This is a genomic window from Pedobacter sp. MC2016-15, from assembly GCF_026239695.1.
GTDB lineage: Bacteria > Bacteroidota > Bacteroidia > Sphingobacteriales > Sphingobacteriaceae > Pedobacter.
In genome coordinates this window covers 913,651-937,398 of sequence record NZ_JAPIVS010000002.1, presented here as the reverse complement: position 1 = coordinate 937,398, position 23,748 = coordinate 913,651, and the positions used below count along the sequence as shown (strand labels likewise).

Annotated in this window: 18 protein-coding genes; 7 read left to right on the top strand and 11 right to left on the bottom strand. The window is 42.9% G+C overall.

What is annotated here, in order from left to right:
• Positions 1-15: 15 nt before the first annotated feature.
• A complete protein-coding gene (locus OQY15_RS08855) occupies positions 16-1,797 on the top strand; it encodes a glycoside hydrolase family 15 protein (protein ID WP_265790331.1) in 1,782 nt (593 codons plus the stop codon).
• Between the two features lie 52 nt (positions 1,798-1,849).
• Here the strand turns inward: OQY15_RS08855 and OQY15_RS08850 are convergent, their stop codons facing one another.
• The gene (locus OQY15_RS08850; protein WP_265790329.1) at positions 1,850-4,048 is read right to left on the bottom strand and encodes a bifunctional alpha,alpha-trehalose-phosphate synthase (UDP-forming)/trehalose-phosphatase; all 2,199 of its coding nucleotides are present in this window, start codon (positions 4,046-4,048) and stop codon (positions 1,850-1,852) included.
• A gap of 216 nt (positions 4,049-4,264) precedes the next feature.
• On the opposite strand from OQY15_RS08850, the gene OQY15_RS08845 reads away from it, so the two are divergent.
• The gene (locus tag OQY15_RS08845; protein ID WP_265790327.1) at positions 4,265-4,738 is read left to right on the top strand and encodes a ribonuclease H-like YkuK family protein; all 474 of its coding nucleotides are present in this window, start codon (positions 4,265-4,267) and stop codon (positions 4,736-4,738) included.
• A gap of 60 nt (positions 4,739-4,798) precedes the next feature.
• On the opposite strand, the gene OQY15_RS08840 is transcribed toward OQY15_RS08845, so the two are convergent.
• Positions 4,799-6,175, bottom strand: coding sequence for an ammonium transporter (locus OQY15_RS08840; RefSeq protein WP_265790325.1), 1,377 nt, complete (start codon positions 6,173-6,175; stop codon positions 4,799-4,801).
• Between the two features lie 232 nt (positions 6,176-6,407).
• On the opposite strand from OQY15_RS08840, the gene OQY15_RS08835 reads away from it, so the two are divergent.
• Positions 6,408-6,890 carry an SRPBCC family protein gene (locus OQY15_RS08835; protein ID WP_265790322.1) on the top strand — a complete coding sequence of 161 codons (483 nt, stop codon included), beginning with the start codon at positions 6,408-6,410 and terminating at the stop codon, positions 6,888-6,890.
• Here OQY15_RS08835 and OQY15_RS08830 read toward each other — a convergent pair.
• Both OQY15_RS08830 and OQY15_RS08825 read right to left on the bottom strand, forming a co-directional pair.
• Positions 6,869-7,825: a TIGR01212 family radical SAM protein gene (locus OQY15_RS08830; RefSeq protein ID WP_265790320.1), complete on the bottom strand. Its 957-nt coding sequence runs from the start codon at positions 7,823-7,825 to the stop codon at positions 6,869-6,871. The two genes, OQY15_RS08835 and OQY15_RS08830, sit on opposite strands and share 22 nt — an antisense overlap.
• 36 nt (positions 7,826-7,861) lie before the next feature.
• Entirely contained in the window at positions 7,862-9,280 is a 1,419-nt protein-coding gene (locus OQY15_RS08825; protein WP_265790315.1) for an amino acid permease, read from the bottom strand.
• Positions 9,281-9,485: 205 nt separating this feature from the next.
• On the opposite strand from OQY15_RS08825, the gene OQY15_RS08820 reads away from it, so the two are divergent.
• From OQY15_RS08820 to OQY15_RS08810, 3 genes are all read left to right on the top strand, one after another.
• Positions 9,486-11,741, top strand: a complete 2,256-nt coding sequence (locus OQY15_RS08820) for a sodium-translocating pyrophosphatase (RefSeq protein ID WP_265790313.1) — start codon at positions 9,486-9,488, stop codon at positions 11,739-11,741.
• 132 nt (positions 11,742-11,873) lie between these two features.
• Entirely contained in the window at positions 11,874-13,385 is a 1,512-nt protein-coding gene (locus OQY15_RS08815) for an amino acid permease (RefSeq protein ID WP_265790311.1), read from the top strand.
• A gap of 89 nt (positions 13,386-13,474) precedes the next feature.
• Positions 13,475-14,041 (top strand): MarC family protein, encoded by a 567-nt coding sequence (locus OQY15_RS08810; RefSeq protein ID WP_265790308.1) that lies wholly within the window; start codon positions 13,475-13,477, stop codon positions 14,039-14,041.
• A 1-nt stretch (position 14,042) separates the two neighbouring features.
• Here OQY15_RS08810 and OQY15_RS08805 read toward each other — a convergent pair whose 3' ends face one another.
• The 5 genes from OQY15_RS08805 to OQY15_RS08785 are packed head-to-tail and all read right to left on the bottom strand — an operon-like array spanning position 14,043 to position 19,993.
• A complete protein-coding gene (locus OQY15_RS08805; RefSeq protein WP_265790306.1) occupies positions 14,043-15,206 on the bottom strand; it encodes an RsmB/NOP family class I SAM-dependent RNA methyltransferase in 1,164 nt (387 codons plus the stop codon).
• Positions 15,203-16,372 carry an amino acid ABC transporter substrate-binding protein gene (locus OQY15_RS08800; RefSeq protein ID WP_265790304.1) on the bottom strand — a complete coding sequence of 390 codons (1,170 nt, stop codon included), beginning with the start codon at positions 16,370-16,372 and terminating at the stop codon, positions 15,203-15,205. The genes OQY15_RS08805 and OQY15_RS08800 overlap by 4 nt, the downstream gene beginning before the upstream one ends.
• A gap of 19 nt (positions 16,373-16,391) precedes the next feature.
• Positions 16,392-17,921: a glutamine-hydrolyzing GMP synthase gene (gene guaA / locus OQY15_RS08795; protein ID WP_265790302.1), complete on the bottom strand. Its 1,530-nt coding sequence runs from the start codon at positions 17,919-17,921 to the stop codon at positions 16,392-16,394.
• Between the two features lie 8 nt (positions 17,922-17,929).
• The gene (locus OQY15_RS08790; RefSeq protein ID WP_265790451.1) at positions 17,930-18,349 is read right to left on the bottom strand and encodes a dCMP deaminase family protein; all 420 of its coding nucleotides are present in this window, start codon (positions 18,347-18,349) and stop codon (positions 17,930-17,932) included.
• 36 nt (positions 18,350-18,385) lie between these two features.
• Positions 18,386-19,993 (bottom strand): MFS transporter, encoded by a 1,608-nt coding sequence (locus tag OQY15_RS08785; RefSeq protein WP_265790299.1) that lies wholly within the window; start codon positions 19,991-19,993, stop codon positions 18,386-18,388.
• A gap of 149 nt (positions 19,994-20,142) precedes the next feature.
• On the opposite strand from OQY15_RS08785, the gene OQY15_RS08780 reads away from it, so the two are divergent.
• A complete protein-coding gene (locus OQY15_RS08780) occupies positions 20,143-20,769 on the top strand; it encodes a LysE family translocator (RefSeq protein ID WP_265790296.1) in 627 nt (208 codons plus the stop codon).
• A 64-nt stretch (positions 20,770-20,833) separates the two neighbouring features.
• Here the strand turns inward: OQY15_RS08780 and OQY15_RS08775 are convergent, their stop codons facing one another.
• Positions 20,834-22,735 (bottom strand): class II glutamine amidotransferase, encoded by a 1,902-nt coding sequence (locus tag OQY15_RS08775; protein WP_265790294.1) that lies wholly within the window; start codon positions 22,733-22,735, stop codon positions 20,834-20,836.
• A 184-nt stretch (positions 22,736-22,919) separates the two neighbouring features.
• Positions 22,920-23,744 carry a glutamate racemase gene (gene murI / locus OQY15_RS08770; RefSeq protein ID WP_265790292.1) on the bottom strand — a complete coding sequence of 275 codons (825 nt, stop codon included), beginning with the start codon at positions 23,742-23,744 and terminating at the stop codon, positions 22,920-22,922.
• Positions 23,745-23,748 lie beyond the last annotated feature (4 nt).

Below are 23,748 nucleotides of genomic sequence, written 5' to 3'. Positions count from 1 at the left end.
ACCAAAAAACAGATAATGGACAGACATACCTACCAGACGGGAATTATCGGAAATTGTGCTTTCCTTGCACATATCAATAAAAACACAAATGTAGATTGGTTATGCTGGCCAAGATTTGACAGCTCCTTTGTTTTCGGAGGACTACTGGATCAGGAAAAAGGTGGAGAATATTCTATTCTTCCTGAAGGCAATTATACCTCAGACCAATATTACCTTGAAAATACCAATATCCTTTGTACTGAAATCTCCAATGAAGAAGGAAGATACAAGATCACAGATTTTGCACCCCGCTTTTTTCAATATGAACGTTACTATAAACCGCTGATGTTTATTCGCAAGATTGAGCCTCTGGAGGGTAATCCAAGGATAAAAGTAACTTGTAAGCCCACCTTTGAATACGGGGAAGGTTTCCAGGAAGGATCCCGCGGCAGTAATCACCTTCTGTTTACAGGAAGCGAACATCATATGCAGCTGAGTACAAACATCTCTCTGTCTTATATCGAAGATGAAAAGCATTTTGCACTCAACGATACCAAATACCTGATCATGACTTATGGTTATAATCTTGAGGCACCCATTGAGAGTACTGCAGAAAGGTTTCTCCTTGAAACCCGAAAATACTGGAGAACATGGATTAAACACTCTACCATAGCCGGCTTCAGGCAATCACTCGTTATCCGTTCAGCCCTTGTGCTTAAAATTCACCAATATGAAGATACCGGCGCGATTATCGCCGCAAGCACCACAAGCTTACCTGAATCTCCGGGTAGCACGCGCAACTGGGATTACCGTTTTTGCTGGATGAGGGATACCTATTATGTGATTACAGCTCTTAATCATATCGGCCATTTTGAAGAAATGGAGAAGTATTTCAATTATATCACTGACATCTCTTTCCGGGATGATAAGAGATACCAGCCGCTATTTGGCATTGCCGGAGAAAGGGTTCTCACTGAAAGAATCCTAACTGATCTGAAGGGGTATCAGGGTAATCAGCCGGTGCGGATAGGAAATCAGGCATTTGAACATATCCAGAATGACATTTACGGACAGGTGCTGATTTCCATGCTGCCATTGTACTCTGACAACAGGTTTATTTACAGTGAGCGTAAAGATTCCAAGATCTGGCTGGATTACCTGCTGACAAAAATTGAAAGTACAATCGATGAGGAGGACGCAGGGATCTGGGAGTTCAGAAATCTGGCCAATATGCATTGTTATACCAACCTCTTTCAATGGGCCGGCGCAAACGCTGCGCTCAAAATGGCCAAAAGAATAGGAAATCAGGAATTCCAGGATCGCGCAACCTCTCTGATTGAACGCGCAACAGCACATATCGAAGCCTGTTATGATCCGGAGAGAAAAGTGTATAATCATGCCATTGGCAGCGCTCATCTGGATGCAAGCACCCTGCAGCTGATTCTGATGAATTATTTAGATCCCAATTCCCAGCGTGCTAAAGACCATCTGATTGCGCTCGAAGCAGAGCTTAAAGCAGAAAATGGCTTGTTCTACCGCTACCGTCATACGGATGATTTTGGAAAACCAAAAACTACCTTCCTGATCTGTGCTTTCTGGTATGTAGAAGCCCTTGCTATTGTAGGACGTATAGATGATGCGGTAAAAGCATTTGATTCATTGATCAGCTATGGTAACCATCTGGACCTGTTTGCAGAAGATATCGACGAGAAAGATGGAAGTCAGTGGGGTAATTTTCCGCAGGCTTATAGTCATGTAGGACTCATGAATGCGGCCCACAGAATTGCTATAAAACTAGACAGGCCTGTTTTCCTTTAGGGGAAACAAGCCTGTCATGATATTCCAGCTGTACTTATGCGTACGGCTGTTTTTATTTCAGCTGTGCATTGGCATTACTGTTAGAGAGTATCTTCAGTAACTCACGCACTTCCGTAAAATTACGCAGGTAATTCCGCGCTGCAGAAATATTACTTCCTACCTTAATGGTATAGGCTGATGCAGGTAAAGCCTTAAAGATATCTTCGTCAGTATGGTCATCCCCAAATGCGATGATAAAATCCGGATCATGATCATAAAGCCAGCTCAAAGCAGCTTTACCTTTATTTACTTCTATATTTTTGAATTCTATCACTTTGTTGCCGGGCATCATCTGCAATCCTTTGTCAGCAACTGTCACCTTAAGGTGATTGATGATCTCATTCGCTCTCAGCTCACCCAATCCTTCTTCAACTTTGCGGTAATGCCATACCAGGGAATAACTTTTATCTTCAATAAATGAACCCGGCGTCCGGTCTGTATAAGTATCCAGCACGGCTTTCACATCCTGTTTCCACTGGTCGGTTAACAATGGCAATGACTTCCATTCTTCCTGATCCCGTTTCTGCCATGCGCCATGCTCAGCGATAAGATCCAGTTTCATATGCCCGAACCACTCTTCCAGCGTCTGATTTCTCCTTCCGCTGATAATAATCACCCGGTTTGCAGGATCTGCAGTTAATGTTTCCAATATTTTATACAGCTCCGGATCAGGAGCCGTTTTTTCAAGATCGCCGTTAAAACCGACGAGGGTACCATCATAATCGAGAAATATATATCTTTCCTTTGCAGCAACATAATCCTTCGCCATCTGCTCTCTCACTACCCTGACTGCAAATTTTGTCAGTAACGATTCCTGCAGCTGCTTCACTTCTTCCAATTTATCCATAAAATTTTTAACCCAAAGGTGTATATCAAACTTCTTCACAATTCCACGCATGCCAGACATGCGTGTCGCCTGCTCCTCTGTAGACATATTAAAGGCCTTAACAATTGCTCTCATCACATCCCCTATATTATTAGGATTTACAATCAGTGCATCATTCAGCTCTTTTGAGGCCCCTGCCATTTCGCTGAGAATAAGCACTCCGGTGTTATCTACCCGGGTGGCTACATATTCTTTGCTCACCAGGTTCATTCCGTCGCGCATAGGTGTCACCAGACATATATCTGCGGTGGCATATAAAGCTGAAAGGAATTCTATAGGAAATGACCTGTAGAAATAATGCACAGGAAGCCAGTTCAGGGTTCTGTAAGTAGCATTGATATTCCCTACCAGCTGATCTATCTGGTCGCGCAGTTCCTTATACTGAGGAACAGTATCCCTGGAGGGAACAACGATCATATAAAGCGACAGGTGATCTATATATTCAGGATGCATTTGCAACAGCAATTCATAAGCCTGTAGCCGTTGTAAAATACCTTTACTGTAATCGAGCCTGTCGATCGTTAACACAATCTTACGATCCTGCATGGTCTCTTTGAGCGATTCAATATGTTCTTTAACGGCAGGCTCTGTGACGAGGCTTTCAAATTTCACCTCATCAATTCCCATAGGAAAAGACTCTACAACGATCTGCCGTTCTTTAAACGTAACCACATTGTCTGTAATTTTTGCTGCTGTTAAACGTGATGCTGCGCTCAAAAAATGTCTTACATCATCAAAAGTATGAAAGCCGAGCAAGTCGGCCCCAAACATCCCTTCTACCAGTTCGTCCCTCCATGGTATCAAGCGAAAAATCTCATACGATGGAAAAGGAATGTGCTGGAAGAAACCAATGGTGACATGAGATTGAACCTCTCTGATGAGTCCCGGCAATAATAAAAGCTGATAATCATGAACCCAGACGGTATCACCTTCATTCAGGTGAACGTTCACCGTATCTTTGAACTTCTGATTTACACTTTGATAAAAATCCCAGTATGTTTGTTCATAATTTGCATAAGTGACCATATAATGGAATACAGGCCAGAGCACTTCATTTGAGAAACCTTCATAATAAAGGTTGATTTCATCAGGGGTTAAAAATACAGGGATCAGATTGAGTTCTGCGAGTTTTTCTGTTACTTCCTGCTGTCTTTCTTCCGGAACATCTATTCCGGGCCACCCGATCCAAATATTATCTCCCTTTTTGTACACTGAGCCGAGGCCCGTTGCAAGTCCACCTTCACTCGGACTCAGGAGATATTCGCCATTGCTTTCAACTATTTTGACGGGTAAGCGGTTTGAAACTATTATTGTTTTGTTTACCATATTACACTAACAAAACTCCCCGGGCACAGCGATTGTTTGATTTTTCTGGTTTCCAGACATTCCACGGACAATTAAGGGACATTCTGCCCAATGTCTACATTGTTGATAAGCCATTGATTGTTAGCAAATAAACCACAGGAAATTAATGTATATTTAACATAATCAAACTATTTTTAGAAAACCTGTATACGGGTTGTTACCTAACACCAATTACGTATGACCTGGAAGAAATTTAATGGTGAAGTGATCCACACACCAATTTTAGAAGAAGTAGAAAAAGCCATCATCAGAGAAACTGCAAATGGCTATCACCTCAAAGTTTGCATTGGTACTGATTCACAGGTGAAGGGCCCCTTCACAGATTTCGCTACGGTAATTGTACTGCTCAGAGAACATCACGGAGGATTTATGTTTATCCACCAGGAAAAGAGCCAGCAGAAAATGACCATCAAGGAAAGAATGCTGATTGAGGTACAGAAGTCTATCGAGACAGCCTATTCTGTCTGCGATCTGCTGGACCTCTATGATGTAGATCTTGAAGTGCATGCTGACATCAACACCAATCCGATGTTTAAATCGAACAAGGCACTGAATGAAGCAATGGGTTATATCCTGAGCATGGGTTTTATTTTTAAGGCTAAACCTGAAGCTTTCGCCAGCAGTACCTGTGCAGATAAAATGGTACACTAAAAGACATAAAAAAAGGTATGCGGGAACATCGCATACCTTTATATAAATTCTTAGGCTGAACTATGCCTCCTGCTCCATTTCTACCCCGGTAGATACAACGATCAGTGTACCCTGAGAGTATTTCTCGTTATGCTGACTTACATCCAGACCTTCTTCTTCTTCTTCAGAAGATACGCGGATTGGCTGGAAGGTATTGATAATCTTGAAAATCAGGAACGAAACTACAAAACTGAATGTTGCAACGATCAATACTCCTTTCAACTGCGTGAAGAAGAAGTCAGGATTACCATAAAACCATCCGTCAACACCCGCAGGGTTAACAGTTTTTGTAGCAAAGATACCTGTCAGCAACATTCCGATAATACCTCCTACACCATGACAAGGAAATACGTCCAGTGTGTCATCAAGCGTAGTTTTTTGTTTCCATGATACAGCGAGGTTAGATATAATTGCAGCAATTGCACCGATAAAAATACTATGCGGGATTGCAACAAAGCCGGCTCCAGGTGTGATTGCTACGAGACCTACTACGGCGCCTATACAGAAACCAAGTACTGAAGGTTTTCTGCCCCTCAGCACATCGAAGAACATCCATGACAGACCACCAGCACCAGCTGCAATATTTGTAGTTGCAAAAGCAGAAACTGCCAGACTGGTAGAACCCAGTGCAGAACCGGCATTAAAGCCAAACCAACCGAACCATAATAAACCAGTACCGATCAGTACATACGGAATGTTGGAAGGTGGTATTTCCTGGTGCTCCATGTGAACTTTCCTTCTTTTAAGGACAATGGCTCCTGCCAGTGCAGCCATCCCTGCTGAGATATGTACAACTGTACCACCCGCAAAATCAATTACTCCCATCTTGAACAGCAATCCTTCAGGATGCCAGGTCCAGTGCGCCAGCGGCGAATAAACAAACAGCGCAAATAAAACGATAAATGCAATATAAGAGGTGAAACGAATACGTTCAGCTACTGCGCCCACGACCAAGCCTGGTGTTATGATGGCAAACATCAGCTGGAAAAGGGCAAATAAAGTTAAAGGAATAGTTGGTGCAAGACTCCAGGACGGACCTGAATTTACACCATCAAAAAACAAATAAGTTGCCGGGTTGCCAATGAGTCCATGGATAGAATCACCAAAGGCAAGACTAAATCCTACAGTAACCCACAAGACACTGATTACTCCGGCAGATACAATACTTTTAATCATTGTAGACAGTACATTCTTTCTATGTACCATACCACCGTAGAAAAAGGCCAGCCCCGGTGTCATTAAAAATACCAAAGCAGTAGCCACCATGATCCACCCCACATCAGCCGCATTATATTTACCCTCATCAAAATTAGGATGCAGAGGTACAAAAAGGGCTGCAATCGCTACAATCGCAAAAATTACGAATGGCACAACCTGCTTTAACTGAATTTTGTTCATGAAAATTTGAATTTATAGATTTTAATTCCATAAAGATAAACAGAAACTGCATTTATTCAAATTTTAATCGTTAAATCCTGATAAATATTAAATATTTTCAAGTGATTAAGGATCAAAGTGCGATAATCACATTATCTGTCCACATAAAATTTATGATTTTTATCATATTTTTCGGTAACTTACAATAAAAACGCGTACAAACAATTATCCAGCAAAGCTGTTAATGTATCATATGAAGGCCTACCATCTCAATTTTTCTCAGCGTATACCCATCAGCCTTGAAGAGGCATGGGATTTCTTTTCTTCTCCCCTCAACCTGGCGAAAATCACTCCTAAAGAAATGGCCTTTACGGTTACTTCTGCATTGCAGCCCGGGGATAAGATGTACCCTGGCATGATTATCACGTATAAGGTATCACCTGTCGCGGGGATAAAGCTGAACTGGATGACAGAGATCACACAGGTAGAGGAACATAAATATTTTATTGACGAACAGCGTTTTGGTCCCTATAAATTCTGGCACCACCAGCATCATTTCAGAGAAATACCAGGGGGTGTTGAAATGAATGATATCCTCACCTACGGATTACCAATGGGTATATTGGGAAATATTGCCAACAGCGTATTTGTTGCAGCTAAACTACAGAAGATCTTTAATTTCAGAAAGCAAAAGGTAACAGAATTATTTGGAGATTACACCAGTACCGGAGCATAGGCTGACCCCTGTACTACTCCTCTTCTTTCAATCTCCCTGTCAATATAAGTTTGTATCGAAGATTTATTTAATCCCCAGTTAGGCGCAATCAGCAAATCCCAGTCGGAGATACCAAACAGACGCTGAATCACGATATCCGGTCTCAGCATTGGAATCAGTTTACAAAGCAAGTCTGTATACTCTTCGAGGCTGAATAATTTAAAAGGCTCCTTTTTATATTTAACGCCCATAATGGAACCTTCAACAATATGAAGGTGGTGAAATTTAACAAACTTAATTTGCGGAAATCTGTTGATTTCGTGGATATATCCCATCATCATTTCTTCAGTTTCCCATGGGAATCCAAAAATGGTGTGCACACAAAGATCGAGCTTCGTATTTTCCAGTAATTGCACAGCAGCTACAAATTCCGCATGACTGCATCCCCTGTTGATCTGATCAAGAGTTTCATCATAGATAGATTCCATACCCATTTCCAGATCCACATCAAATCTATCGGCATAACTTTCCAATAATGCTACTTTCTCAGCGTCGATACAATCCGGTCTTGTACCCACAGAAAAACCTACCACATCTTCAGTATTGATAGATAAGGCCTCATCGTACATCATTTTCAGATAATGTACAGGTGCGTAGGTATTGGTATTGGGCTGAAAGTAGACGATAAATTTGTCCGCTTTGTAGAAACCCTTACCACGCTCCATTCCCTGCTCCAGCTGTTCGCGGATAGTAGGCAGCTTCCTGGATAGTTCAGGTGTAAAAGAATCCACATTACAATAGGTACATCCTCCATAGCCTTTACTGCCATCTCGGTTCGGGCAGGTAAAGCCGCCGTCAACAATTACTTTGAATACTCTTTGCCCTTTATACTTCGTTTTAAGGTGAGTACCGTAATTATTATATCCTTTTATGCCTGAATCTAGTGGAGTTCCCAATTGCTTTTAATTTTCAGCAAAAATACAGCTTTTAATTTATACTTCCTCGGCAGGCTTCGACAAATAGTAAATCGGTATTCCCAGCAGCATAATCAGCACTCCCCATCCGCAGGTACTAAACCTGGTAATCAGCAAGCTTACACAAAGTGCGCCAGCGAGAATAATGTACAGAGATGGCAGAAATGGATATCCAAAGGCCTTATATGGTCTTTCTGCATCAGGTTGTGTCCGGCGCAGGATAAAGATCCCGTAGATGGTAAGGATATAGAAGATGATTACAATGATCATCACAAAATCCAGCAGGTCGCCATACTTGCCCGTAAGACATAGCAGCGAAGACCAGATACATTGTATCCATAAGGCCCATGCAGGCACACCAGCTCTGTTCAGAATCGCTGCTTTCTTAAAGAACAGCCCGTCTTTGGCCATCGTATAGTAAACTCTTGCCCCTGCCATGATCAGTCCGTTATTACAGGCAAAGGTGCTGATCATGATGATTACTGCCATCACCAGCGTTCCGATATCACCGAAAGTGTTCTGGGCAGCAGCTACCGCAACCCTGTCAGATTTCGCAAAAGCGATATCGTTTAACGGCATTACCGATATATACATGAGATTGGCCAGGATATAAATGACGCTGACAATGAAAGTACCAAAAAAAAGACTCAAGCCTACGTTCCGTTTCGGATCTTTGATCTCTCCGGCAATAAAGGTTACGCCAACCCAGGCATCACTTGAAAACAGGGAGCCCACCATTGAAGCGGCAATACCTGCAAGAAGCGCAGCTCCACCAATCTGCAGCCAGGAGGAAGTACCCGTATCAAAGGCGCGGGTATTCCAGGCATCCGTCCAGTTGGCATCCCAGATTTCGGTCTTTGCACCAAACATAAAACCACCTATGATGAGTCCGAAGAGGGAAAGAATCTTTATAATGGTCATGGTGGTCTGAAGAATCTTACCTTCCTTAACTCCGCGTCCATTGATATATGTTAGCAGGATAATGGTCACTATAGATACCAGCTGCGCGGCATTCAGATTAAAGGAGCCCAGGGTATATAAGATATTGCCGTCACTCAGTGGTTCATATAGATAAGCCGCAAACTTTGAAAACCCCACTCCTACTGCAGCGATTGTGCCTGTCTGAATCACAGCAAAAAAGCTCCATCCGTACAAAAATGCAATCAGTTTATTGTAGGCTTCTTTGAGATAAACATACTGCCCACCGGCATTAGGAAACATCGCACTCAGCTCCCCATAGCTTACCGCAGCGATCATCGTAATCAGGCCGGATAAAACCCAGATCAGGATGAGCCAGCCCGCAGAACCGACATGCCGTGTAATATCAGCACTGACAATAAATATCCCCGAGCCAATCATGGACCCGACAACAAGCATTGTCCCGTCTAAAAGTCCCAGTTCTCTCTTAAAGGACGCATCCTGGTTTTCGTTGTTCATACAGTATTTTTTATTTAAATGAAGAAATTAATCTCTGATTTTCAAACGCTAATATAGGAAACCATAAACATTTCGCAATTATTCATTTATGCTCAAATAAGGGGATACGGCATAACTATGTTTAATTTGGCAATCTCAGAAACTCTCCTTATTTTGTATATAGGCATCTGTACGCCTGATCATTGCAACCAAATATAAACATCATATGAATTTTTTACAGCAAAACTTAATCAACATTATCCCCATTTTTGGGGGTATCGGTATTTTGGTCATGTTATTCCAGAGTGCCTGGGTATCACGACAGGACGCGGGTGACAAAACGATGTCTGAACTGGCAGGTCACATCGCCGATGGCGCCATGGCTTTCCTCAAGGCGGAATGGAAAGTACTCAGTTATTTCGTCATTATTGCCGGCATACTCCTCGCCTGGTCGGGCACCCTGCAGGGCAGCGCCGCAGCACCCATTCATTCCAGTCCTGTCATTGCCATCGCTTTTTTAATTGGTGCAGTATTTTCTGCTTTTGCAGGATATATCGGGATGCGTATCGCTACCAAGGCAAATGTCAGGACAACCCAGGCAGCAAGAACAAGCCTTGCACAAGCTCTTAAAGTTTCTTTCAGAGGAGGTACAGTAATGGGCTTTGGGGTAGCCGGTCTCGCAATCCTGGGACTTGGCGGTCTCTTCATTGTATTATATCATACTTTCGTTCATCCGGGATCTGCTCATTCTTCTGAAGAATTGAAAAAGACAATCGAGGTGCTCGCAGGTTTTTCTTTAGGCGCCGAGAGTATTGCCCTGTTTGCGCGTGTTGGAGGAGGGATCTACACCAAGGCAGCCGACGTGGGTGCCGATCTGGTAGGGAAGGTTGAAGCAGGAATCCCTGAGGATGATGTGAGAAATCCTGCTACTATCGCCGATAACGTGGGTGACAATGTGGGTGATGTGGCCGGAATGGGGGCAGATTTATTCGGCTCATACGTGGCCACCATTCTCGCAACGATGGTATTGGGACAGGAAATTGTTTCTGCAGATCAGTTTGGAGGCATGGCACCTGTATTATTGCCGATGCTGATTGCGGGACTGGGATTAATTTTTTCCATTATAGCTTCTCTCTTTGTGAAAATCGGTAAAGAGACCGACAATGTTCAGAATGCACTCAACCTGGGCAACTGGCTGTCGATTCTATTGACTGCCATAGCCTCTTACTTTGCTGTAAAGTGGTTATTGCCAGCTTCCATGTCGATCAGGGGTTTTCAGTTTAACGCGATGTCGGTCTACCATTCTATCCTGGTGGGGCTGGCCGTAGGAACGCTCATGAGCCTGATCACGGAATATTATACGGCTATGGGTAACCGCCCTGTGCAATCCATCATCAGGCAATCCTCTACAGGGCATGCCACCAACATCATTGGAGGACTATCTGTGGGAATGGAATCTACTGTTTTGCCGATCCTGGTTCTTTCAGCAGGCATTTATGGCTCCTACTATTTTGCCGGCTTCTATGGGGTAGCCATTGCTGCTGCAGGTATGATGGCAACGACGGCTATGCAACTCGCTATTGATGCATTTGGCCCTATTGCAGACAATGCAGGTGGAATTGCCGAAATGAGCGGTTTACCCAAACAAGTCAGGGAACGTACAGATATACTGGATGCCGTTGGCAATACTACAGCAGCAACGGGTAAAGGTTTTGCTATCGCTTCTGCGGCACTGACTTCACTGGCGCTGTTTGCTGCCTTTGCGGGAATTTCAGGTATCACCTCAATAGATATCTATAAAGCAAATGTGCTGGCAGGATTATTTGTGGGAGGTATGATCCCTTTTATCTTCTCCGCTCTGTGCATATCTGCCGTTGGCCGCGCAGCGATGGCAATGGTGGAAGAAGTGAGAAGACAGTTTAAAGAGATACCCGGGATTATGGAATACAAGGCGAAGCCAGAATACGAGAAATGTGTCGCGATATCTACGCAGGCTTCGATACGGGAGATGATGCTCCCGGGTGCCATTGCCCTGACCGTTCCGCTGATCGTAGGCTTTACCTTCGGTGCCGAGGTACTTGGAGGTCTGCTTGCAGGTGTAACTGTGTCAGGCGTGCTGATGGGCATATTTCAATCGAATGCCGGCGGCGCCTGGGACAACGCAAAGAAATCTTTTGAGAAAGGCGTCCTGATCAACGGGATTATGGAGTACAAAGGTTCCGATCCTCACAAGTCATCCATAACAGGAGACACTGTCGGAGATCCATTCAAAGATACCTCAGGACCTTCGATGAATATTCTGATCAAGCTAATGTCTATCGTTTCACTAGTTATTGCACCACATATTGCTGTGGGAATTAGTAATAATTTGACTACAAACATCAAAAAGGAGATTAAAATCGTAAAGTATACTGATACAAACGGTAAAATACTGTTAGACACCGTTAAAAATACCAGCGACACCCTGATAAATAAGCAATAAATGCTTATCATTGCGCTGAATAAAAGGGATTTCCAGAGAAAGTCCCTTTTATTTTTAATTTTTTTTTAATTAGGTTTGGAATTGAATTCAATTGTATCACAAATAAAAAAACTTAACACTTTAAACTAACTTATGCTTTTTAAAAAATCTATTCCACAATTACTGGCTGAGGCGAATGAGAGTGGTGAGGGCACGCTGGTCCGTTCCTTATCCAGTTTCAATCTGGTTGCCCTGGGCGTTGGTGCTATTATCGGTGCTGGATTATTCTCACTGACAGGTATAGCAGCAGCCGACAATGCCGGTCCTGCCGTAATTTTATCATTTATTGTTGCTGCAGTAGGTTGTGGTTTTGCCGGACTTTGTTACGCGGAATTTGCCTCCATGATCCCTGTAGCGGGTAGTGCCTACACCTATTCGTATGCTACAATGGGTGAATTTATGGCATGGATCATTGGATGGGATTTAGTACTGGAATATGCTTTGGGTGCAGCTACTGTTGCCGCCAGCTGGTCACAATACTTTTCACAGTTTATCGAGGGCTTCGGCGTTCATTTCCCTACCGCCTTGTTACATGGCCCATGGGATGAGGTAGATGTAGCTGGCCAGATGGTTAACGCAGGTGGTATCATCAATCTTCCTGCAATTGTCATTGTATGCTTACTGTCCCTTCTGTTAATGAAAGGTACAGGAGAATCTTCAGCAGTAAATAACGTACTGGTAATCGTTAAGGTTGGTGTTGTGCTTGTATTTATTGCTTTGGGATGGTCATTCATCAATCCTGCTAACCACCAGCCATTTATCCCTGTCAACCTTGGTGAAGAAGCTGTAAAATCGGGTACTAAAGGCTTCTTTGAATTTTTCGCCAGCGATGATTTCGGACATTTTGGTATCAGTGGTATCCTGCGTGGTGCTGCGGTAGTATTCTTTGCCTTCATCGGTTTTGATGCAGTGAGTACAGCAGCTCAGGAAGCTAAAGACCCTCAAAAAGGAATGCCTATCGGTATCATCGGTTCATTAGTTGTATGTACCTTATTATATGTGCTGTTCTCATACGTAATGACAGGACTGGAAAACTACACCAAATTTGCGGGTGATGCCAAACCAGTTGCTACAGCATTTGCACAAACAGGCTATACTTTCTTAAACAAGTTCCTGATCGTTGCTATTCTTGCCGGTTATACTTCCGTAATTCTGGTAATGTTATTAGGCCAGAGCCGTGTATTTTACAGCATGAGTAAGGACGGATTGTTACCTAAGGTATTCTCTGAACTTCATCCAAAAAATCAAACTCCTTATAAAACCAATTTAATGTTCATGGTATTTGTAAGTGTTTTCGCAGGTTTCGTACCTGTTTCAGATCTTGGTCATATGGTGAGTATCGGTACATTATTTGCCTTCTCTCTGGTTTGTATCGGTGTCCTGATCCTGAGAAAAACAAATCCGGAGCTGGAAAGACCTTTCCGTACACCATGGGTGCCTGTGGTACCTATTTTAGGAATCCTGGTTTGTGTAATGATGATGGCTTCATTGCCTCTTGCGAGCTGGGGACGTTTAGCGGTATGGATGGGTCTGGGTATCCTGATCTACTATGCTTATAGTAAAAAGAACAGTAAAATCAGACAAGAATATCATCAGACCTTATAATTGATCTGATCATCATATTTACCTAAAAAGCCACTTACTGAGTGGCTTTTTAGGTAAATTCGTTTTACATTTACAGAAAAACCACGCTCATGGAATTTACGTTTAGCCAGATTTTATCCACATCAATGGTGCTGTTCGCAATCATTGATATTTTAGGATCTATTCCTGTAGTGATTCAGCTGCGCAGAAAGGCCGGGCATATTGAATCCGAAAAGGCAACATTGGTAGCAACCTGCCTGATGATCATCTTTCTTTTTGCAGGAGAAACCTTATTGAAAGTAATCGGGCTGGATGTGGCATCCTTTGCAATTGCGGGTTCGCTGGTAATTTTCTGTATTGCAATGGAGATGGTACTGGGATTAACGATATTTAAGGAAGAGGCACCTGAAACGGTTTCCATCGTGCCACTGGCTTTCCCATTGATTGCAGGCGCAGGCACAATGACTACCCTATTATCCTTAAAAACCGAATATGCCACTCAGAACATTGTTGTAGGTATACTTTTTAATATGTTGTTTGTATACATCGTACTAAAAAATACAGAACGCCTGGAGAAACTCTTTGGTAAATCCGGACTGAACGTATTAAGAAAGGCCTTTGGTGTCATCCTGCTTGCTATCGCAATCAAGCTTTTCAGAAACAATACAGGGCTGTAGGCTAATCTTTGATGAGCCTTGCAATAAACATGGTGTCTGCCTGATCATTATAACCTCTGATGCTCTGCATGCTTTCCAGTTTTAAGGGCTGCGTAGCCAGCAAATGCTCAATCACCGCCTCATTTTCCTTCTGAAATACGGAGCAGGTAATATAAATCAACGCCTTGCCGGGCTTAAGGTATTTGACAACCCTGGCGCCGATATTTTTTTGCAGACCTGCAAAGAATTCAATTTTATGTTCTTCAAAGTGATATAGCATTTCCGGTGTACGTCCCCAGGTTCCCGAACCTGAGCAGGGTGCGTCCAGGATAATCCCATCAAAAACATAATCATGCAGATCCTGATCATTATTCTGCAGCAGGTCCAGTACTTTCTTCTGATACTTTCTGATACCTGCAGCCTGGAAACGTTCATCCAGGTTATGCAGACTGTTTTCTCTGACATCACTTACTAGCAGCTGCACTTTAGGCTCCAAATCGTGCAGCAGGAGCGATTTTCCGCCTGAAGCTGCACAGCAGTCCCACCAGTATTCATAAGGCTTTGGATTGAAGTATTCGCCGGTCATTTGCGAAGAGAGATCCTGCACCTGATAATACATGTTATCCGGGAGCAGCTTTTCCAGTTTGGTACCATTGGGCAGTGCCAATGTCTTTGCATTAATGATCTTCACCGCTACTTCTTCCTTTGCCAAAAGTTCCAGGAATGACACCTGCTGATCTTCTTTCACACGAAGGAAAAGATCAGGCTGGATAAAAAACGACTGCAGGAAATCTGCTTCAGCAATACCCTCAGACAGCACTGCTTTAAAAGGAAAGACATCCTCCAGGTTAAAATCTGGAAAGGCATCCTGAATCAATGCAATTTTTGCCTGTACAGGCAGGAGCAACTGATCTTTTAAGAGCGGCAGATAATTACTGATGACAAGGCTCTCCGTTTGATTACAGAGAAAGTCGGCAATGGCCAGTCGTAACAGGCGTTCTTCTTTCTTCAGTGCCTGGCCCAGTCTGAAATAGCTATACAGATACCGGGTAGTCCAGCGTCTGTCTGAAGAACCCATTTGTTTGTGCTGTTTGAAATAGGTAAATAAAAACCTGTGCAGGGGGAGAACCCCATCATACTGATCAAATGCCTGTTCAAAGGCGCGTACCTGATATTCTAATTTCATTCTACGGGGTTTAGCGCATAGTTTTTATATTCCAGCAAAAACAGGCTGGTATTGATATACCCTAATTGTTCATCCTTTTTAAACACGTAAGAATTTTGCAATCCTTTGTATTTTTCGACAGGCAGGTACTGGAGATAATTGGCTCCGCGTGCAGCAAGTAACTTACCAAAATACAAACCAGAATCAAAACCTTTAAATGCATATTCTCCTGGTTCAAAGTGGTAAAGACTCCGGTATTTTTTTACGAAGCTGTTTACAGCATGGCTTTTGTAATCTACCCAATAAGAAGTAGTGATCCGGGTTGACAGCAATTGCAATTTATCTGTATTGTAATTTTGTTTTGACCAGTTTGGATGGCCAAACAGATCAATCTGCATCCCTGCATTCCTCATTTTTGAGAGCTTATCAATCGTAGCCACAACAAACTGCCGCTCTGAAGAAGCAACAAGAACGACATAACGTTTACCCGGAACTCTGGCGGTTTCCATCGCGTAAACCGAACTGTACTCCTGAAAGGTAAATTTTGCCCCTTTATCTTTGGTAAAATAAGCGCGGATAGGGATCGCCAGCGCTTCATCAGCAGATTTACGTGTACTGATCAGCACCACAACTGTTTTCGCAGGATCAAAGGTTTTAGCGATAAATCCGGACATTTTTTCTGCATGGAGATCAATATTATTAACTACAGAAATCAGATTGGGATTTAGGAATTCATCGGGATGCGTAGCCGCCAGCGGTGAAACTACCGGAATACCATTGGAAACAGAATAATTGGTGATCTGCTTCACTCCATCCGGAAACACCGGACCAACAATCAGATCGCTGCCCGAGAGCTGCCCGGATTTCATCAGGGAATTCAGCTGTTCAGTATTATCTCTGGTGTCAAGTACTTTCAGCCGAAAGTTTAAACCTGATGCTGCAGCAGAATCTACTCCCATCTTAAATCCCTGGTAAAAATCGATAGCCATAACAGATTTCTCCATTTCGGCCTTTGTACCCGACTGAATATTTGTAGTATTGAGATTAAAGGGAATGAGTAAAGCGATGCTGGCATCAGTAAACTTTTTCTCAGTTTTAACTACTGCTGCCGGTTGAGCTCCTGCATCTTTTTGAGGTGTCTTACGAGTTGTTACCTTTGGCGAACAGGCCATCAGGAAACAACTCATAAAGATTATACACCAAAATTTATTCCCACTCAATTGTTGCTGGTGGTTTTGAACTAATGTCATATACAACTCTGTTAATACCTTTTACTTTATTGATGATTTCATTAGAAATTTTCGCAAGCACCGGGTATGGTAAATGACACCAGTCTGCTGTCATACCATCAACAGATTCCACTGCACGAAGGCAGATCACGTTCTCATAAGTACGCTCATCTCCCATTACTCCAACCGACTGTACCGGAAGGAAGATCGCTCCTGCCTGCCACACCTGGTCGTATAAACCTGCTTCTTTAAGGTTGTCTATATAAATTTTATCAGCGTCCTGAAGGATGGCTACTTTTTCTGCTGTAACATCTCCGAGGATACGGATCGCCAAACCCGGACCCGGGAAAGGATGACGGCCAAGGATAAAGTCTTCAAGACCGAGAGACTTACCAACTCTTCTTACTTCATCTTTAAATAACGTATTTAGCGGCTCCACAACTTTCAGTTTCATGAAATCTGGTAATCCGCCAACATTGTGGTGCGATTTAATGGTTGCCGAAGGACCTTTTACCGAAACAGACTCAATCACATCCGGGTATATCGTGCCCTGAGCAAGCCATTTTACATCCTGAACTTCATGTGCAGCATCATCAAATACCTCGATGAATACACGCCCAATTGCCTTCCGTTTCAATTCAGGATCTTTCACTCCTGCCAGCTGACTCAGGAATCGGTCTTTAGCATCTACGCCCTTGATGTTTAATCCCAGATGTTTATACTGTTCAAGAACAGATTCATATTCATCCTTACGGAGTAAACCATTGTCTACGAAGATACAGTGAAGGTTAGCTCCAATGGCTTTGTGCAGCAGGATAGCGGCTACGCTTGAATCCACGCCACCTGAAAGGCCGAGAACCACCTTATCGTTTCCTAATTTTTCTTTAAGTTCTGCAATGGTCGTCTCCACAAAGGCATCCGCTGTCCAGTCCTGGCTGCATCCGCAGATGTCTACCAGAAAGTTTTCAAGCAGTTGCTTGCCGTCGATACTATGTGTAACCTCAGGGTGGAACTGGATAGCATAGGTTGAGGTATCTTTCACGTGGAAAGCGGCAACCCTTACGCTGTCAGTACTTGCAATCACTTCGAATTCTGCCGGGATGTCTGTGATGGTGTCACCATGTGACATCCAAACCTGAGAACCAATATTGATATTTTTTAATAACTTATTGTCTGCCTGAATATAATTAAGATTTGCTCTGCCATACTCACGTGTTGAAGAACGCTGAACACGGCCTCCGGAATGTTGTGCGAGATATTGGGCACCATAACAAACTGCCAGAACCGGTTGTTTCTGATGGAAACGGGCAAGGTCTATCTGTGGGGCATCTTCCTGAAGAACAGAGTAAGGACTACCAGAAAAAATTACACCTTTAACATCTGCTGTAATTTCCGGAATATTATTAAAGGGGTGTATTTCACAATAAACATTTAACTCGCGAACCCTGCGGGCTATCAACTGCGTAAATTGAGAGCCATAATCTATAATTATGATTTTTTCTAGCATGGCCAAAGTTAGTATTTATTCACCTCAACACCGAATCTTTTTAGGAAATCTACACCTTCATCACTGGGCAGTCCTTTATAGGCTGCATAGGAGTCTTTATAAAACACTACTTTAATGCCTGAGGACAGGATCAGCCTTGCACAGGCAATACATGGGGAGAGTGTTGTATACAATGTTCCGCCTTCAAGTTTAGATCCGTTTCTGGCAGCATAAAGAATTGCATTTTCCTCTGCATGAAGGGCCAGAGAACAACTTCCCTTGGAATCCCGCGCACAACCGGTATCAGGCCATTCCTCATCACAATTGTGGGTCCCGGCCGGAGGGCCATTGTATCCTATAGAAATAATACGGGTATCTTTGGTGAGCACGGCTCCTACCTGTGCCCTTACACAATGAGACCTGGCAGCAAGATCCACCGCCAGGTTCATATAAATATCATCAAATCCAGGTTTTATACGTACCAATTAGTGACCTCCCTCCGCTGCAATACTCTCTAAATTGATACCTTGTTTCTTTAGTACGGCACTCACTTTCCAGGCAAAGAAAATCAGATAAGCAAAACCGATTGCAGGAATAATATACGAGTGGTGTATCCCCTGCGCATCAGCAAGCTTACCCTGTACAGGAGGCAGAATAGCTCCGCCAAGAATCATCATGATCAGAAATGAAGAACCCTGACTGGTATATTTTCCCAGTCCGGTGATCGACAGTGCAAAGATAGATGGCCACATAATAGAACAGCATAAACCACCACTAATAAAGGCCAGCGTAGCTACTTCACCCGTGTTCAGCAGGCCTACAATCATCGCGATTACGCCAAGAGTAGAAAATATAGCCATCGTTTTTGCCGGCTTTTCCTGTCCAATAAAAAACCCTACCACGAGTATCGCTACGCAAATACCATAGATATAGAGGTTGCTTACATCGGTTCCTGTCAGATGGTTTACTAAAAGGATGATACCGAAGGCAACAAAAGGAACAATGACAGTGAGTACGATTTTGGCTACCCTGCTGAGACTAAATGCACTTACAGCGCCCGTCCACCGGCCTACCATCATACTTCCCCAGTACAAGGCAATATAAGGTTGAATATCGGATTCACGGAAACCGCCAAACTCTTTCAGGTTGAGCAGGGCACCAAGGTTACTCTGGATGGTCACCTCTACACCTACATAAGTAAAAAGGGCAATCATTCCCAGAATGAGTTGCGGATATTGCATAGCACCCCACTGATTTAAATTGTCTTTTTTCTTTACATAAACGAAAAGTAATGCACCAATAATGATCACCAGTGAGGAATATACAAAATTAGCTTCTGCAACACCTGTGAGGCGTGATAAGGGTTGCGCAGCAAGCACCATCAGAAAACCGAGAATAATTACTACCAGAGGTCCGTTTGATTTTGGACTGGCCTCCAGTTGTTCATCACTGGTTACCTTTGGCAGGTCGCTGATCGCATAAAAGCCTGCTACCAGCAGAAATAGTCCGGCCAGGGCGTAGTATAAGGTGGTAATTGAAGCGATATCAACGACTTTAGCTACGGCATCGCTTGCGGAGCCGAAAAGCACTATACTCACGATCACCGGCCCCATTAAGCCACCAAAGTTATTGACACCGCCAGCAAGGTTTAACCTGTGTGTGCCGCTTTCAGGGGCTCCAAGTGCTACCACGAAGGGCTGGGCAGCTGTCTGCTGCAGGGAAAAGCCTATTGCGATGACAAAAAACGCAACAAGGATAAAGATAAAGGAGCCTGAATGTACCGCAGGCACCATCAGTAATGCCCCACATGCAGAGATAGCAAGTCCGGCGATAATCCCGTTTTTATACCCCATTTTATTCAGAATATCGACTTTACTGGCCTGGGAGGCAAAGTACAGAATCAGTGAGCCAATAAAATAACCGCCGTAGAAAGTAAAATCAATCAGCTGCGATTCAAATTGTGTAAGGTTGAAATGGGTCTTGCAAAAAGGAATAAATATCCCATTTGACGCGGCCACAAATCCCCAGAAAAAGAACACCGTAATAATTGTGTACAAGGCTGTCCCATAGTTTTTTTGTGTATTGTTATCCATATAAATTGGTTGCTGCAAAGTTTGAGTTTATAAACATAAATAAAATAAACTGTTTGATAAAATGCAGATAGAGCACAATAAATGAAGGAAAAAAAATGGGACTACTTATATATTTAAATCGGATATTAGCACGAAATAGAATGAGTTGAATGATTGAAGCAATATTACAGGGGATTGGTGCGGGTATTTTGTTTTCGTTTTTAACAGGGCCTGTTTTCTTTTCCATGATAAAGACCAGTATAGAAAAAGGTTTCAAAGCCGGCTTTTCTCTGGCAATAGGAGTAGTACTGAGTGACATCATATTTATTACTTTTACGATCTTTAGCTCTCAGTTCGTGAATTACAACCCTGCATACAATAAATATGTGGGGATAGTTGGTGGCCTTTTTCTTTTGGGTATAGGTATATACTACCTGGTCAGTAAAGTAAAAATTAACTACGAGATCTCAGAAATACTCAAAGTAAGCAGAAGCGGTTATATCCTGAAGGGCTTCCTGATGTGCCTGCTGTCACCCACTACCCTTATGTTTTGGGTGGGTGTAGGGGGCTTCGTTTCCGCGCAGTTACACTACGCATTAAATGAAAAGATTGTATTTTTTGTGATCGCAATGGCTACACAGCTGTTTGTTGATTCCCTGAAAACCTATTATGCTGCAAAACTGAGATACAGGATCAAGGAGAAAAATATCAAAGTACTCAACAGGGTAGCCGGGGCAGTAATCATCATTTTCGCAATGCGTATCTTTCTGGAAGTACTCACCAAGTACTACAAATAAAAAAAGGTATTGTGAAATCACAATACCTTTTTTATTAGCGCCATAGAACACGGCTTCAGATTCTTTAGTAAGCTCTCTGGTTGCTTCCTTCTTTCCAGTTAACAAAGGCTTTATTTACCACCTTATTACCACCAGGAGTTGGATAATTACCAGAAAAATACCAGTCGCCCTTATGATTAGGAATTGCAGCATGCAGATTATCCAGGGTCTGATAGATTACTTCTACATCTGCAACCGTTTCTTTAGGAGTGATGATCTTCGCAATTTGTGCCGAGATCTCTTCCTGTTTAAACGGTCTGTATATTTCTTTTACATGGTTTACGATCTGATCTTTTGGCAACAATAAAGAGGCCTTACACTTTTCATAAACCTCATCAATGATATGCGCCATTCCACGCTCTTTCAGCAACTGAATTGCCGCTTCAAAAGCTACAAACTGACCCATCTTAGACATGTCAATACCATAACAGTCAGGATAGCGTATTTGAGGTGCCGAAGATACAATGATGATCTTCTTAGGATGCAGTCTGTCAATGATCTTGATGATACTTTGTCTCAGTGTAGTACCTCTTACAATCGAATCATCAACAGCAACCAGAGTATCAACGTCATTTTTGATGACACCATAGGTAGTGTCATAGACGTGTGCTACCATTTCCTTACGGTCTGCATCAGCAGTAATGAAAGTACGCAATTTAACGTCTTTGATCGCCAGCTTCTCTACCCTTGGAGTCATGGAAAGTAACTCATCCAATTCTTCTGTGCTAAGGTTTTCCTTACGCTCAATCAGTGTTTCTTTCTGGATTTTTCTGATATGTTCATGTAAGCCATCAACTAAACCGTAGAAAGAAATTTCAGCGGTATTAGGAATGAAAGAAAACACTGTATTTTTAAGATCAGATTTCACTGATGCAAGAATCTGATCAATCAGTAATTTACCCAATTCTTTTCTTTCAGTATAAATTTCTGCATCACTTCCGCGGGAGAAGTAGATACGTTCAAAAGAACATGATCTTTTTTCAAGAGGTTCTCTAAACTGCTCCATACTTACTGTACCATCCTTTTTTACAATCAGGGCATGTCCCGGAAGAACTTCTTTCACCTCACCAAAAGGAATGTTGAAAGCAGTCTGAATTGCAGGACGCTCTGAGGCTCCTACAACGATTTCATCATCCTGATAGTAGTAGGCCGGGCGGATTCCCGAAGGATCACGCATAAAGAAAGCGTCACCGTTACCAACGATACCGGACATGGCGTAACCACCATCCCAGGTTTTTGCCGAGCGGCGAAGAATATTTGCGATATTTAGATTATCAGATATTTTGTGAGTGATCTCCACGTTAGACAATCCTTCTTTTTTGTAAGTATCAAAAAGATCCTGATTCTCGTCATCGAGGAAGTGTCCGATTTTCTCTAAAACAGTTACAGTATCTGCCTGCTCTTTGGGATGCTGACCCAACTCATAAAGCTGCTCCAGCAGTTCATCAACATTGGTCATGTTAAAGTTTCCGGCAATCACCAGGTTACGCGTCATCCAGTTATTCTGACGAAGAAAAGGATGGCAGTTCTCAATGGAGTTTTGTCCATGGGTACCATAACGCAGGTGGCCCATTAATACTTCGCCGATAAAACTAACATTTTGTTTGAGCCATTCCGCATCCTGCATCAATTCAGGAGTTTCATTCTGGATGTCTACGAATTTGCTGTGTACATATCCGAAGATATCTGCAACTGCATTCTGGGCCATCGACCTGTAACGGCTGATGTAACGGTGTCCTGGTTTTACATCTAATTTGATTGTTGCAATTCCTGCGCCGTCCTGCCCCCTGTTGTGTTGTTTCTCCATTAAAAGATACAGCTTATTCAGGCCATAAAGCGCAGTACCGTATTTTTTTTGGTAGAATGAGAGCGGTTTTAAAAGACGGATAAAAGCAATTCCGCATTCGTGTTTTATCGAGTCACTCATTGTTTGTGGTTTGAGCCGCAAATTTAGAGTTAATAATAGTATGAACCTAGAAAGAAATACAATCTTTCTTTCAATTGACTGAGGAATAAAAACTGCTCTAATCTCGCTAAAAATGCGTTTTAAAACGGTTTAGCTAAATTGTCCAAAATTAATTTGACGTTATAACTACGAATTGCCCGCCTGATCACCACCGAACACGTGCAGAAACGACATGAGCATCAAAAAAAATAGAAGCATTCTGATTAAAAACCTGTTCATCTCCGGAGGTGAAAAATTGTTTTCTATTCTCTTTTCCCAGCCTGGATTCCATCTCAGGATGACGATCTAAATAATCTGCGAGACTGGAGGCAACAATGTCTCCCTGTGCCACCAGTTTAAAGCCTTCAGGGAGTACTTTGCTTAACTTGGGAACAAGTAATGGGTAATGCGTGCAGGCAAGCAGGATCGTATCAATAGCTGCTGATTTAGTCAATAGCGCATCCACATATTTCTGAACAAAATAATCGGCTCCGGGATTGATATGTTCGTTGTTCTCAATAAGGGGTACCCAAAGTGGGCAGCTCTGCTGGAAGACTTCCAGTTCCGGAAAAAAATGACTGATCTCGATGGGATAAGATTCGGAGTTTACTGTTCCCCGGGTACCCATCACCCCTATGGTATTCGTTTCAGTATAATTGCCAATCACTTCGGCCGTAGGCCTGATGACCCCCAGCACGCGGTGGTCGGGATATTTAAAAGGAAGCACCTTCTGCTGAATGGTACGAAGGGCTTTTGCAGATGCCGTATTACAGGCCAGAATCACCAGGGGACACCCCTGGGCAAACAACCATTCCACACACTCCAGAGTATACTGGTATACGGTTTCAAAAGAGTGATCTCCATATGGTGATCGCGCATTGTCGCCCATATAGATATAGTTATAATCAGGCAGCCGCTCGGCAATTGATTTAAAGACCGTCAGGCCACCATATCCTGAATCAAAAATACCTATAGATTTTGTAACATTCATAGCA